The organism is Pseudoalteromonas sp. PAST1, from assembly GCF_021532515.1.
Taxonomy (GTDB): Bacteria; Pseudomonadota; Gammaproteobacteria; order Enterobacterales; family Alteromonadaceae; genus Pseudoalteromonas; species Pseudoalteromonas simplex.
Genome location: NZ_JAKGBH010000074.1, coordinates 1 through 14,662 on the forward strand (window position 1 = coordinate 1; position 14,662 = coordinate 14,662).

Here is a 14,662-nt window from a genome sequence, read left to right on the forward strand (position 1 = left end):
CATATCATCGAAGTGCTGAATTAGAGACATAAAAAATCCGATATTATTTCTAATATCGGATTTTGAAGCTATGAAAAGATCAGTCAAGTGATCATAAAAATATTCTTAACTGATCAGCATTACGCTAGGGCAAGCTTTTTTCCCTACACCGTTGCAAATTTACAAGCGCCAGATCAAGCGCAAAACTATTTGAATTTAAATGGTATCTGGCGTTTTCATTTATCTAAGAACCCCGCATCAAGATTGAAAGACTTTGAGAGCCCTACTTTTAATGATAGTGATTGGTCAACAATCAAAGTGCCAGGAAATTGGGAGTTGCAAGGTTATGATCGTGCTATATACGTTAACCACCCCTACGCTTTTGCGAAAAACCCGCCTTTTATTCAACAACACGACAACCCAATTGGCCATTACCGTAGAACATTTAATTTAGATGAACTGTGGACTGATAAGCGAGTAATTCTACATTTTGGCGCCGTTAAATCAGCGTTCTACCTTTGGGTAAATGGACATAAGATAGGCTATAGCCAAGGAAGTAAAACCGCTGCAGAATTTGATATTTCTGATTATGTAAAGTCAGGGTCAAATACACTGGCAGTTCAGGTGTTTCGCTGGAGCGATGGTAGTTATTTAGAGGCTCAAGATTTTTGGCGGATCTCCGGCATTCAGCGTGATGTATACCTGTACTATACACCTAAAGATTATATTGAAGATGTGTTTGTAAATGCCGGCTTAGTTAATAACTACAAAGATGGAAATCTAAACCTTGCTGTTGATTTAAGCCCATCAAATAAAGAGCAGACACTGCAAATTCAGCTCAAAAATCCTAACCATGAAATCATTTTCGAAACCCAGCAAACTTTAGCCAAAAAAGAGCTCAGCCAAACAGTTCAATTCAACAAACAATTTAAAAATATAAAAGCCTGGTCTGCTGAATCGCCCACTCTTTACGAATTAAGCATATCACTTTTTGATAATAAGAAGCTGTTAAGTCAATACGTTAAGAAAAAGATTGGCTTTAGAACCTCAGAAATTAAAAATGGCCAACTGCTTATTAACGGCCAAGCTATTTTGATCAAAGGGGTCAACCGGCATGAGCATGACCCTATTACAGGGCATGCCGTTTCCCGAGAAAGCATGGAATTGGATATAAAACTATTCAAGCAATTCAATATTAATGCCGTGAGACTCGCTCACTATCCTAACGATCCTTACTGGTACGAATTATGCGATAAATACGGCATTTATGTGGTTGATGAAGCCAATATTGAATCACATGGCATGTATTATAATTTGGCAAAGGGCCACACATTAGGAAATAACCCCGACTGGAAAAAAGCCCATCTTGCACGAATTTCGGCCATGGTCGAACGTTCAAAAAACCATCCTTCAGTAATTATTTGGTCGCTTGGCAATGAAGCTGGTAATGGCTACAATTTTTATCATGGTTATGACTGGGTAAGATCTCGCGACCCATCTCGTCCTATCCAGTACGAACGCGCTGTTTTTGAATGGAATACCGATCTCTATGTCCCCCAATACCCTACTCCGCAATATCTAAAAGAATACGCCGAGTCAAACCCTGAGCGCAGTATGATCATGAGTGAGTATGCGCATGCTATGGGCAATAGTGTGGGTAACTTTGCTGACTTTTGGCATCAAATACGTAAGTACGACAAGTTACAAGGTGGCTTTATCTGGGACTGGGTTGATCAAGGTATACAAACCACCACCTCTGAAGGCAAAACTATCTATGCTTACGGTGGGGATTTTGGTGTTCCAGGCACTCCTTCAGATGGTAATTTTCTTTTAAATGGTATTGTTTTACCTGATCGCACACCGGAACCTGCTCTATATGAAATTAAAAAAGTTCATCAATCTGTTTTGTTTTCTTTCAATGACAAAGAGTTAACTGTATTTAATGAAAACTTTTTCAAAAACCTCAACCATTACCGTTTAAATTGGCAATTGATGAGCAATGGTAAGGTGTTTAAAGAAGGCCGAATCAATAAACTTGAAATACCACCACAGCAATCCGCTAACTTCACGCTTAACTATTCAATTCCAAAAGAAATCAATGATGAAGTATTTTTGAATGTAAGTGTAGTGACGCGGCTTGATGAGCCACTAATAGGAAAAAGTTTTGAAATCGCAAAAGAGCAATTTTTAGTACAAACAGCACGTGCGAAAGAACAACAAACTGATTTAAGAAAACTTAATGTTTATCGAACCGTTACCGATAGCGAGATTATTGGTAATAACTTTGTAGTAAGATTTAATCACGCGCGAGCAGAGTTAACAGGCTATCGCTTTAACGAGGTTGAATTAATTAAAACACCTGCCAGAGCCAACTTTTGGCGCGCTCCTACTGATAATGACTTCGGCGGAAATTGGCAAGATAAGTTAAGGGTTTGGAAATACGCCTCAGACCGTCAACAGCGTACAAAATTCACTTTAGTAGAAGCTGAAAACCAAGTTGTTGTTACCACTGAGTTTGATGTGCCAGATGTTTCTGGAAAATTAAATATTATTTATATCATCACAGCTGATGGCAAAGTAAAGGTCGATTACAAGTTCAGTTCATCTATGCAAGATATGCCTATGATCCCTCGCGTCGGTATGAACTTGGAATTATTTGCCGAGCTTAACAATATTACCTACTTTGGCCGGGGACCACAGGAAAATTATCGTGATCGACATACCGCAGCACATGTTGGTTTATATCACTCTAAAGTGTCACAGCAATATCACCCTTACATCAGACCGCAAGAAAGTGGCTATAAAACGCAAGTACGCTGGCTTCACTTGACCAATCAACAAGGTGTAGGATTAAAAATTACTGGTACACCTCATTTTGGTATGAGTGCTTTACACTACAGGATCAGTGATCTAGACCCCGGCATGCGACGAAGCCAAACACATTCCGGTGAACTTCAGCCTCGTCCACTCGTTTCACTGAATATTGATTATGGGCAAATGGGTGTTGGCGGCGTTAATAGTTGGCATACAACAGCACTGCCAGAATACACGCTGACAGCCTCAGAGTATGAATATAGCTTTACTCTGCAAGGAGTTAACATAAATTAAAATGTTGGATAAGGGCTCTTTTGAGCCCTTATCTCTTATATGGTATCAATTACTTATAAACAGCAATCTCTGCTGCACTTGCCCAAATGCGACCATTAATTTCACTTTGTGCGACTAAACGAATATACCGTGCAGTAACAGGTGCAAACTGTGTTTGCTTGATTTGCGTATTCGCAGCCCATGTACCAACAGCGATGGGTGAGCCAAAGTTGATACCATCGTCACTCACATACACCTCATAGTCTGCAATAGTGCCGTTTACGCCAATGGTTCTTGGTAGATATGTGATTTTTGAAAAGCTTTGCGAGTTACCTAAGTCTATATCAACCGAGTGAGGGTACTCAGGCACTGTGCTGCCAGACCAATTCGTGTGCCAAATGGTGGCTGGATTATTATCAAAGGCGTAGATAATTTCTTCGCCAAGCTCTGCCTGCGAGTCGCTACTCACAACAAAGCTCGAACTATCAAGTTTTCCTGTGTGATATAGCTCAATCTCTGCCGCACTAGCCCATACATTCGCGTTTACTTCTGACAAGCCAACCAATTTTATAAAGCGCGTTTGCGTATTATTAAGTGCAACCACTTTGCCTTGTTTGCTGGCATCCCAAGTACCCGCAGCAACTAATTCATCATAGGTTACACCATCATGACTTACATACACTTCATAGTCTGCAATTGATCCATTTTCGCCCACAGCGCGTGGCGTATAATGAAGCTCTGATAACTCATAGTGTTTACCAAGATCAATGATGACATCGTGAGGGTAACTAGGCACTTGTGGAGTTGACCAACTGGTATGCCACAGCGTGGTTTTGTCTCCATCAAATGCGTTTGCCAATTCATGATAAGGCTCTGATTGCGAGTTAGAACTTACCGTCAATGTGGCGCTGTCGATCAGGTAGTGTTGTGCTGACGTATTATCAGTCGTGACAGTCGCTGAGTGCGAAACTGTTCGACCGAAAATATCTTCGAGGGTAATGATAACGTTGTCATTTTCACTCGCAATAATATCTACTTGGCGCTTTTCTGGCTGGCTTGCTGATGCAACGAGTACGTTGTTTATCATCACAGAATAGCTAAATTGAGGTGTGCTCGTTTGCGGCACTTGCCAACTTACGCTTCGCGTAGTGGCATCAGTGATGGTGAACTCAATATTAGGTTGATTGGGGGTATCCGCTACATTGTTTCTTGTTAACGGAAAAAGTGAATTTCTCCCGCAAAACGCTGTCAAGTTACCATATGCATCCGTACAGGTTTGATTGCTAATACTTAACGTAGGTGAGGTTGTCCCGCCAGTTGTCATAGTAAAATAACTTGGATTTGCGCTTGCATCATAGTTATTGTCGTAATTACGTTTTGGTTGGTGTTGGACAACACTAAAATTTGCAGAATCAAAGCCAATCCAGCCACCATTTTCGAGCTTTTTATGGCCATTTTTGAGCCTCACAGTTCTCGCGTTTTCGCCGCTATACCACCAATCTTCAACAAATGACCCTGTTGTCGTTTCAAAACGTACATCAGCTACAGGGTAATCCATGGTCACCAAGTGCGACCATTCTCCAGCAGCCTGATCATGCACCCAATAGCCGAAATGAGTATGTGAACCTACCGGCCATGCCTTTGCCACTAAGGTATACCATTGGTTAGCTTGCCACCCTAAATCAAAGTTCCATGTTTTTAGCCCTGTACCCTCACCGCCAAAATTTTCAGATTCCGTACCATGACCAAGATAGCGGGCTACAATTGGCTTTGAAGAGCTGCGCGGATCCCATATGGAAAATATGTAATTGCGCCCATCAGGGTGATCTTGTATGCCAGCATAGCCCCCACCTTCCATGCCCGCATTCCAGTTTAGCACTGAATAGTAGGTGTACTTAGTAAGTCCATTGCTAGGCACATACACATCCTGCATGATCGTGTTACCGCGACCTACATCATTAAAGTTAAACCAAATCGACGCGGCCCTATCTTCAACCGTATTAGCTTGGGCACTCCAACTACTCAACATACCGACTACTGCCAATTTTATTGTCATTTTTCTCATGCTAGCTCCTGTAAGTGATAAAACTTAATTTCTAGATTCTGTGGACTTATCCTTTAGTAGCAATAAAGAACCAAAAAATATAAACCACCGAGTAATTAAGGTTCAAAAACGAAAGAATCGCAAATAAAAAACATAAAATGAAAAATATCGAATAAAAATGAAACTAATTGAAAGTTAATAACAACGTAAAAATGAGTAAAAAAGCCGTATGAAGGATAGTGAAAAATGTATTGCTTGATTTTTATAAGGCGAAGTGGCATGAAGGTTAAAATACACTATGAAAAGTGCATTTATTAAAACCTTTAGGTAAGAGCTGATTTTATAGCTTCATAATCATGAGAGGTTATTTCATGGCTGTTACCAGCACAATCTTTAAAGTACATTGAGTAAGTAACACCATGATCGGCAACAACAGTTTTAATCTCAAGCTGAGCTAGATGCTCAAGCCATGCTAAAAACTGTGTTGCATTTGCGCCAAAAGCAATACCTTTGCTTCTACCGTCAGCTTCAAACAGTGCCAAACGAATTGTTTTTGCTTGATCTTCTAAGGTTAAAGGGCCTTTTCCCTCATCCCAAAATGCAAGTTCCGGTATCACATTAAAACCAAGTACTTGTTGATACCATTTTACAGCAGCCGCTAAGTCATCAACATTTAAGTGGCAATGATCAACACCACACAAAGCTGGAATAGCCATGTTACTCACCTATTTCTGTTTTTAACTGCTCTAAAAAATCGAGCATGTAATCTGTACGTCGTTTGGCTTCATCTTTTGCTGATGGCGTGTTCATACTCTCACCAATGTGTAACAGCTTAATAAAAAAGTGATCGAGGGTGTATTTTGTATCGTCAGGTTCGCGGTTTAAACAAAATGGATCGTCTTTATGATACAGATAGCGACCAATTGAGCCCCCTACTTTCATGCAGCGGCTCACCCCGATTGCACCTAATGCATCCATTCGGTCTGCATCTTGCACAATTTGCGCTTCGACACTTTGTACTTTGATATTGGCACTAAAGCTATGTGCGGCAATAGCATGATGAATAGCACTAAAATACTGCTCAGGATAATTAATTGAGGCTAAAAAACTTAGCGCTTTGTCTGCGGCCATGGTCGATGCTTTTGCCCGATCTGGGTGGTTCTTTGCAACCGCAACACAATCATGTAACCAAGCTGCGGGTAACACCACGGCCATTTCTGCCTGCTCGGCAATACACAATTGTTTTGCAACCCTCACTACTCGTTCGATATGACTAATATCGTGTGCGACATCGGCATGGAGTAAAGACAAAATAAAGTCTCGACATTGAGTTTCTAACGCTGCAAAGTCTATTTTTGGCTGCATATACTGGCTATCACCATTTACTGATTGAAATTATGCTTACTTTAGCGTGGTTGCTAGATTTGTTCAAAACATTCATTGTATGTTTGCCAGTGCTTCATTAAACTATGCCCCCTTTTGTTTGACGCGAGAATCCCTATGTCATCTGCTATTTACCTGCAAGCTGGACGAGAAAAATCATTAAAAAGAAAACACCCATGGGTGTTCTCAAAAGCCATTAAAAAAGTAAAAGGTAAGCCAGGACTAGGTGATACTGTCACAATCTATGACAATGACGGCAAGTTTTTAGCCATTGCAGCTTACAGCCCGCAATCGCAAATTCGCGCTCGCGTATGGAGCTTCGATCAAAACGAAGTTATTGACCAAGCATTTTTTGAAAAACGTTTACGCCGTGCCTATGCTGCGCGTGAACAGGTGATCAGCGAAGGCGGTTTAACGGGTTTTCGTTTAAGCGCTGCTGAGTCTGACTACTTGCCAGGCATCACTATCGATAAATTTGATAATGTATTGGTGTGCCAACTACTTAGTGCCGGTGCAGAGCGCCATAAAGGTGAAATTGTTGCTGCATTAATGACTATTTTTCCAGGCTGCGATATTCATGAACGTTCAGACGTTGATGTTCGCACTAAAGAAGGCCTTGAGCCAATCAAGGGAATACTTTGGGGCAAGGAACCAACTGAGCCAGTCATCATTGAAGAAAATGGCTTAAAACTCGAAGTAGACATTCTAGAAGGCCACAAAACAGGTTTTTACTTAGACCAACGTGATAGCCGTGCAGCCCTTGAGCGCTTTGTTAAAGACAAAACGGTGTTAAACTGCTTTAGCTACACAGGTACTTTCTCACTGTATGCTTTGCGTGGTGGTTGTAAGCACGTGACTAACGTTGATGTGTCACAGCCAGCGCTCGATACAGCAAAGCGTAACGTTGAACATAACAACCTTGATTTATCGAAAGTTGATTTCGTAAAACAAGATGTTTTTAAGTTGTTGCGCCAATACCGTGATGAAGGTGTGCAATTTGATACTATCGTTATGGATCCACCAAAATTTGCTGACAACAAAGCGCAATTAACTGGTGCTTGCCGTGGTTATAAAGATATTAATATGATTGCGATGCAAATCTTAAAACCAGGTGGAACCTTACTTACATTCTCGTGCTCTGGATTAATGGAACAAAATTTATTTCAAAAAGTGGTTGCGGATGCAGCCCTTGATGCAGGTAAAGACTTGTTGATCATGGAACGACTAAACCAAGCTGCCGACCACCCGATTGCAGGCAGCTACCCAGAAGGCTTTTATCTGAAAGGCCTGATCTGTAAGGTTTACTAATTAAAACTTACAATTTCTAACCCGGCACTCAAGGAGCCATCTTGCTCCTTGGTTGCCCGAATTACACGGGCTGTTGCATCAAATGAAGTAATCGCCGTGCTAGTCGAAGCAATTAGCACCCGATAAAGACTACCAATTTCTAAAACTTCATCAAGGTGTATTGCCAACCCTGTTGCACTTAAGTCAGTACACGTAACCTGAATTTCTTCGCCATTAACTGCATCTAATGGGATCAGTTTTGCAGGGGTATGAATTTGCATGCGGCGAAAATCGCGTTTCTCCTCATGAAACATATGGCCTCCTATACCAGTGTTTTTATTTTCTCTATTAATGTTTTAACAGAAAAAGGCTTCACTACATAGGCGTCGCAACCGGCATCAAACCCCGCTTTTTGTTCAAGCTCGGTTTCAAGACCAGACACCATGACAACAGGAATTTGCGCTGTTTCTGGGGTGTTTTTTAGTAATCGGCACGTATCATAACCATCTAAGCCTGGCATACAAACATCGAGCAGTATAGCATCTGGTGGCTCCGCAATGGCAGACGTTAAACACGATGCGCCTGAATTTGCATAACTTAACGAAAACTCATTTCCAAGGCTTGCTTTGAGCATTTCAAAATTAAAATATTCATCATCGACGACCAAAATAGTTGGTCGCGGTCGATTTACCGCCCGTTCAGGAACTGAGATTGGTCTTTCCTTTTCAATGCCCACATAACCTCCTTTTAGCATCTGTGTTTTAGCGTCAAGCAAGGAGGTGACACCTCCATTGCTCATTCCTTAGTATTATAACTCAGATTCTTTAATTGCGTTTAAAACACGTTTAGCAGATACAGGATAAGGTGTCCCTAGTGTTTGTGCAAATAAAGAAACACGTAACTCCTGTTGCATCCAAAATATCGCACTGATCTCTTCAGGAATTGGCATTCCCTTAGGGATTTTGTTCGCTAGTTTTTGATATTGCTCGGCTACTTTTTCAAGCTCAAGTACACACAACCTATCGCGGTTAGGGTCAACAGGTAGCTTTTCTAAGCGGCGTTCAATGGCTTTTAAGTAACGAATTAAATCCGTCATCTTTGCTGCCCCATGCTGGCTAACAAAGCCTTTGAACACTAAGCTTTGTAACTGTGATTTAATATCACCGTGCGCTGTTATCATGGTTAGATCAACGCGTCCTTTCATCCGTTTATTTAAGCCATGTGCAATACTTAGCACTTGCTCTACTTGGGTGGCAATCTCAACCACCGTGTCACCAAGCTCACCACGAATTTGCTCTTTCGCTTTTTCAAACGCATCTGCAGTGCGGATGTTGCCATATTTAGTTAGTAGGCTATCGACGGCTGCAGCGATACAGTCATCAATTAAGTCATTGACCTTACCAAACGGATTAAAGTACAAACCTAATTTAGATTTATTCGGTAAATTTTGCTGTAAATACTTAATCGGTGATGGCACATTTAATAACACTAAGCGACGTAAACCTTGTTGGTGCGCCTGCTGAGCTTTGTGTTCATTATCAAATAACTCAACCGCTGCTGAGTCTTTTTTATCCACCAGCGCTGGAAACGCTTTGATTTCGTATTGACCTTGCTTTTTCACGTAAGAACTTGGTAACTCACCAAAACTCCACTCGGTCAAATCAGCTTTCTCTATGCCCTTGTCGGCTACTTTCGATAAGGTATCCGTTACCTTACCTTGTAACTGAGCTTTTAGTTTAGATAAATTTAAACCGCGAGCGAGTAACTTATCGTGTTCATCGCGTACTTCAAACTGTAAGCGTAAATGCGGAGCAAGGGTTGATAAATCCCATGCATCTGGCTCAACACGCACCCCTGTCATACGTAATAAGCGCGTGCTAATTGCATCAATTAAGTTGCCTTGCATCGGCTCGATTGCAGCAAGTACCGCATCGGCGTAGTTTGGCGCAGGCACAAAGTTGCGACGGATCGTTTTTGGTAGCGACTTGATAAGCGCACAAATTAATTCATGTCTAAATGCAGGAATATGCCAATCAAAGCCAGTTTCTTGCACTTGGTTTAACAGTGCTACCGGAATTTGTACCGCAACACCATCAACGGCTTGGCCTGGATCAAAATGATAAGCCAGTGGTAATAACAAGTTCTCTTGCTGCCATGTATCTGGGTAATCGAACTCGGTGACATGATCGGCACCATGCTGCATTAATTCTTCTCGAGACATATGCAAAAAGCGCTTATCTTTTTGTTTTTGTCCCTTCCACCACTTATTAAACGCAGCACGATTATTTACATCTTGCGGAATTTTCTTGTCGTAGAATTCAAATAAGGTTTGTTCATCAACCAAGATATCACGGCGGCGAGATTTATTTTCAAGAACCTGAATATCTTCAATTAACTCTTGGTTATAGTGTAAAAACCCTTCATTTTGACCCAGCTCTTGCTCTACCAACGCCGAGCGAATAAACAACTCGCGACTTACTTTTGGATCAATATTGCTATAAACACAGCGGCGCTTATTAACAATTAATAGGCCATACAGGGTTTGCTGTTCAAACGCGATAACTGCACCCGGCTTTTTCTCCCAATGCGGTTCGCTGTAGCTGCGCTTTACTAAATGCTGTGCAAAGCCTTCAACCCATTTTAGGTCTATGCGTGCGTTGATCCGCGCATAAAGTTTGCTGGTTTCAACAAGCTCAGCCGACATAATCCATTTTGGGCTCTTTTTAAATAATCCTGAGCCTGGAAAAATATGAAACTGGCTATTGCGTGCGCCTTTATAAATTTGTTTTTCATCTTTAAAACCAATATGACTTAGCATACCGCTTAATAAAGATTGATGGATTCGTTCGCTATCAGCAACATTGGTAGTGGCCTTCATGCCCATTTCATTACACACCGTTGATAGCTGATAAACAATATCTTGCCATTCGCGGATCCGCATATAGGCTAAAAAGTCTTTTTGGCATAACTTTCTAAATTGGCTATTGCTCAATTCAGATTGCTGCTCTTCAAGGTAATTCCATAAATTTAAAAAGGCGATAAAATCTGAATCTGGATCGTCAAAACGGCCGTGCTTTTCATCCGCTGCACCGCGTTTTTCTTGTGGTCGCTCTCGTGGATCTTGAATCGACAATGCCGCAACAATAATGATCACTTCACGCAGTGCACCTAAGCCATCGGCAGTCAGCACCATTTTCGCTAAACGTGGATCAACCGGTAAACGGCTTAAACTTCTGCCTGATTTAGTAAGCTCAGTCTTTTTATGACGTTTAGCTGGCTTAATGGCTTCGAGTTCTTCAAGTAGCGTTAAACCATCGTTGATATTTCGGCTATCTGGCGCTTGCACGAACGGGAACTGTTGCATGTCGCCAAGCCCTAAACCAAGCATTTGCAAAATAACAGAGGCTAAGTTGGTGCGTAAAATTTCAGGATCAGTAAACTCTGGACGCGAATAAAAGTCTTCTTCGCTATATAAACGAATACAAATACCCGCTTCAATACGACCACAGCGGCCTTTTCGCTGATTGGCACTAGCTTGTGAAATTGGCTCAATCGGTAATCGTTGTACCTTGGTACGATAGCTATAACGGCTGATACGCGCGGTACCTGGGTCGATAACATAGCGAATACCCGGCACCGTTAGTGATGTTTCAGCCACGTTGGTGGCTAAAATAATATGACGGCGGCTATGCGGCGCAAAAATTCGGTTCTGTTCAGCGTTTGATAAACGCGAATAAAGCGGTAAAACATCCGTGCCTTTGAGGTTTCGCTTTGATAACGCATCGGCGGTATCACGAATTTCTCGTTCACCGTTCATGAAAATTAGAATATCGCCGGGACCTTCATCACACAGCTCATCAACGGCATCAAAAATACCCTGTAATTGGTCACCATCCGCTTCCATCTCATCTTTATTGATTTCAGTAGTTGGTCTGTAACGAACCTCTACTGGGAAAGTACGACCTGATACTTCAATGATGGGTGCATCGTCAAAATGTTTAGAAAAGCGCTCAGGATCAATTGTTGCTGAGGTAATAATAACTTTTAAGTCAGGACGTTTTGGCAGTAAATTTTTTAAATAGCCTAAGATGAAATCGATATTCAGACTACGTTCGTGGGCTTCATCGATGATGATGGTATCGTACTGATTTAGGTATCTGTCTTGTTGAATTTCAGCCAGCAGAATACCGTCTGTCATCAACTTAATGTAGCTATTGTCAGAGACTTGGTCACTAAAGCGAATTTTAAAACCCACTTGTTGACCTAGCTCACATTGCATTTCTTCTGCAATACGATTCGCGACACTTCGAGCAGCGAGTCGACGAGGCTGCGTGTGGCCAATGTATCCATCAACACCGCGGCCAAGCTCTAAACACATTTTTGGGATCTGTGTCGTTTTACCAGAACCTGTTTCACCGGCAATGATCATCACTTGGTTATTGGCAATCGCCTGTTTAATATCATCTTTCTTTTGGCTAACAGGAAGTTGCTCTGGGTAGGTCACTTTAGGTAAGGCAGTCAAACGTTGCTCGCGCAATTGCTGCGAACGGCTAATATCTTCAGCTATTTTTTGCGCTATGCTCGCTTGCTTAGTTTCATCGTTGATTTTTTTGATGCCATGAAGGCGTTTTTTGAAGATGAATTGATCTTTGCGTAAACACGTTTTTAATTCGCCAAACAGCGGACCTAGGTTAACCACCCGATACCCTTATATTTCTTAACCAATAGACTGATATTGTATCAAATAATCTATCAGGTGGTCATGGCTTTATTTAATCCGTTCGGTTGGAATTGGCATTGCACACACATCGATAAAATTGGGGCTTTCAACAAACCACGCTTCTACTCGGTTTTTACGTGCTTCGATAAGGGCTTTAAATGCATTTGAGTCTGTTTTCATCACCCGAAATTCACTGTTATCAGTGTCTTTAATATCTGCTAATACTTGCATATCGGTGATGGGGTTAAATGCCTGACCTTCAGTGGCTGTACGCTGCAATAAATTAAAGTGTTCCATGCCTTCTAAAACACGACCAAACACGGTGATATTACGGTCTAAATAGCGCTGGCTATTGCCAATGGTTACATAAAATTCGGTACCACCCGAATTGATATCATTATCGCGGGCCATGGCAAAGACACCTGGGCAATGTACTTGCCATGTTTCTGTTTGGCTTTGGTTTTGTGCCACAGCAAAGCCATTTAAAAAGCCCGTTTTAGTGGCATAGCCATCAGGCCCTTTAAGCTCTGTAATCGCTAAAGGCGTCTTTGTGCGTAGATAAAACTCAGCAGGTAACCCTTTTTTGGCATTTTTAACGGGTTTACTTTCGCTAGCATCCCCGCCCTGCGCGACAAACCCTTCAACAAATCGATACACACTTAGGCCTTGATAAAACCCTTCTTTGGCAAGCTGTCGCATGTTATTTGCGTGAATGGGCGCTAATTCATCGTTTAGTTCGATATAAGCCGCACCCGTAGGTAAGGTTAATTTAATGACGTTTTCGGCACTGACTTCTCGCCACTCACTGCTACTTGCGGTCATAATGATTTCGCCAGCAGAACGTTTTTGACTAGTTTCTTTTGCATCAACATCAATTGGTGCAGCTAAGAAGGCACCAAGGCATAAGGTTAATAGACTTAATTTCATTGTTATTATCTTTTAAGTAATTGACAATTCAGCCTATTAACTTAAACCTAAATAAGCAAGTAAAAGCGATGTTTGATCACAAGCGTAGGTATTAATCCCAATCAAACTTATAAAGAATATCAACATTTTGATTCAAGCCACTGGTCACCTCAATATACAGTTGCGACAGCAGTTGATAGCGAACCGCCACTTCACTTAATGAATCAAAAATACCGACACTGTATTTAACTTGAATACCTGGAGTAACATAGCCAGATATTTCAACTTTAGTGTCATCGCCACTACCACTTGAACTTAAACTGACATCTGACAAACCAAAGCTTTCGCCAATCTTAGAAACCATTCCTTCACTACGGTTAACACCTTGGGCAAGCAATAATTGAGTGAGCATCGCATCGGTCGAGCTATCTCCTTCATCAAGAGGTTGCCCATTTAATAAATAAGCCAATGCTTGTGCTTGATCCATCGCAGGCTCTGAGAATACTTTTAACGAAGGTTGTTCAACATTACCTGTTAAGGTAATACCTGCAATCACACCATTCGAGGTGTTATCAGGGTTACGAATTGCCTTAATATTTAGGTAAGGCTTCTCAATTGAGCCGCTAAAACCAACTTGTCCAGTTCGGATTATCAAATCTTGGCCAAATGCGCGGTAGGTGCCTTGAACAAGGTTCAATTCACCCGTTGCTATCATCGGTGTAACTTGGTCCATGCTGATGTTGATGTCGCCTTCAACTTTCGACTGTAAGCCAAACGAGTCAACGCGCACATCATTTTCAACCAACACCTTTAAGTTAATAGCATAATCAAAAGGGACTTTTTCTGACTGTTGCTGCTCAATATCAACAATGACTTCATCATCGCTGACTTGCACAGCACCTTCCGGCAGCTCTTCAATGGCGATACGCCCCCATGGCACGACGACTTGGCCATCAAGATTAAACGCATTATCTTTCAACGACATAGTTAAATCTGGAGACACTTTAAAGGTAACATCTTGCTGAGCACGAACAAAAAACTCTTTACCATTTAACTTCACATCAACGTCTGGTAGTTCTTGCTGCCAATCAATCCCACCTGACAAATCGAGCGCGCCTCCTTCAGCATCTTTGAGCTCCCCCTTGAGCGTTGCACTTTGATTATTAAATGCAATGTTCACATAAGAGTTTTGCAGCGATACAGGCAAGGTTGCCCCTTCAAGATTGATTTTTTCGACATCAAAGTCACCATTGAGT

10 protein-coding genes are annotated in these 14,662 nt (G+C 41.7%); 2 read left to right on the top strand and 8 right to left on the bottom strand.

All coding sequences use genetic code 11. The features are described from left to right. Positions 1 to 87: 87 nt before the first annotated feature. On the top strand, positions 88 to 3,087 hold the full coding sequence (locus L1272_RS21410) for a glycoside hydrolase family 2 TIM barrel-domain containing protein (protein WP_235374240.1): 3,000 nt from the start codon (positions 88 to 90) through the stop codon (positions 3,085 to 3,087). A 49-nt stretch (positions 3,088 to 3,136) separates the two neighbouring features. Here the strand turns inward: L1272_RS21410 and L1272_RS21415 are convergent, their stop codons facing one another. The 3 genes from L1272_RS21415 to L1272_RS21425 form a co-directional block, all read right to left on the bottom strand. Beyond that, entirely contained in the window at positions 3,137 to 5,131 is a 1,995-nt protein-coding gene (locus tag L1272_RS21415; protein WP_235374241.1) for a DUF3472 domain-containing protein, read from the bottom strand. A 302-nt stretch (positions 5,132 to 5,433) separates the two neighbouring features. Beyond that, positions 5,434 to 5,826, bottom strand: coding sequence for a VOC family protein (locus L1272_RS21420; protein ID WP_054553660.1), 393 nt, complete (start codon positions 5,824 to 5,826; stop codon positions 5,434 to 5,436). A gap of 1 nt (position 5,827) precedes the next feature. Further along, positions 5,828 to 6,475 (bottom strand): HD domain-containing protein, encoded by a 648-nt coding sequence (locus tag L1272_RS21425; protein WP_054553661.1) that lies wholly within the window; start codon positions 6,473 to 6,475, stop codon positions 5,828 to 5,830. Between the two features lie 135 nt (positions 6,476 to 6,610). Between L1272_RS21425 and L1272_RS21430 the strand changes: the two genes are divergently transcribed. Continuing rightward, positions 6,611 to 7,801, top strand: coding sequence for a class I SAM-dependent methyltransferase (locus L1272_RS21430; RefSeq protein WP_235374242.1), 1,191 nt, complete (start codon positions 6,611 to 6,613; stop codon positions 7,799 to 7,801). Here the strand turns inward: L1272_RS21430 and L1272_RS21435 are convergent. The 5 genes from L1272_RS21435 to L1272_RS21455 all read right to left on the bottom strand — a co-directional run. Beyond that, the gene (locus tag L1272_RS21435; RefSeq protein WP_054553663.1) at positions 7,798 to 8,094 is read right to left on the bottom strand and encodes a PilZ domain-containing protein; all 297 of its coding nucleotides are present in this window, start codon (positions 8,092 to 8,094) and stop codon (positions 7,798 to 7,800) included. The genes L1272_RS21430 and L1272_RS21435 overlap by 4 nt on opposite strands. An 8-nt stretch (positions 8,095 to 8,102) precedes the next feature. Continuing rightward, entirely contained in the window at positions 8,103 to 8,510 is a 408-nt protein-coding gene (locus L1272_RS21440) for a response regulator (RefSeq protein ID WP_268795048.1), read from the bottom strand. A gap of 78 nt (positions 8,511 to 8,588) precedes the next feature. After that, positions 8,589 to 12,479 (bottom strand): ATP-dependent RNA helicase HrpA, encoded by a 3,891-nt coding sequence (gene hrpA, locus L1272_RS21445; protein WP_235374243.1) that lies wholly within the window; start codon positions 12,477 to 12,479, stop codon positions 8,589 to 8,591. Positions 12,480 to 12,548: 69 nt separating this feature from the next. Further along, complete coding sequence (locus L1272_RS21450; protein WP_138602109.1) at positions 12,549 to 13,427, bottom strand: peptidylprolyl isomerase; 879 nt, start codon at positions 13,425 to 13,427, stop codon at positions 12,549 to 12,551. 91 nt (positions 13,428 to 13,518) lie between these two features. Next, the coding region (locus tag L1272_RS21455; protein WP_235374244.1) for a translocation/assembly module TamB domain-containing protein at positions 13,519 to 14,662 on the bottom strand (1,144 nt) is incomplete at its 5' end.

Excerpts from the sequence above, each read along its gene's own strand:
- L1272_RS21415 (WP_235374241.1), bottom strand. The coding sequence starts at position 5,131 with ATGAGAAAAATGACAATAAAATTGGCAGTAGTCGGTATGTTGAGTAGT.
- L1272_RS21420 (WP_054553660.1), bottom strand. The coding sequence starts at position 5,826 with ATGGCTATTCCAGCTTTGTGTGGTGTTGATCATTGCCACTTAAATGTT.
- L1272_RS21425 (WP_054553661.1), bottom strand. The coding sequence starts at position 6,475 with ATGCAGCCAAAAATAGACTTTGCAGCGTTAGAAACTCAATGTCGAGAC.
- L1272_RS21430 (WP_235374242.1), top strand. The coding sequence starts at position 6,611 with ATGTCATCTGCTATTTACCTGCAAGCTGGACGAGAAAAATCATTAAAA.
- L1272_RS21435 (WP_054553663.1), bottom strand. The coding sequence starts at position 8,094 with ATGTTTCATGAGGAGAAACGCGATTTTCGCCGCATGCAAATTCATACC.
- L1272_RS21450 (WP_138602109.1), bottom strand. The coding sequence starts at position 13,427 with ATGAAATTAAGTCTATTAACCTTATGCCTTGGTGCCTTCTTAGCTGCA.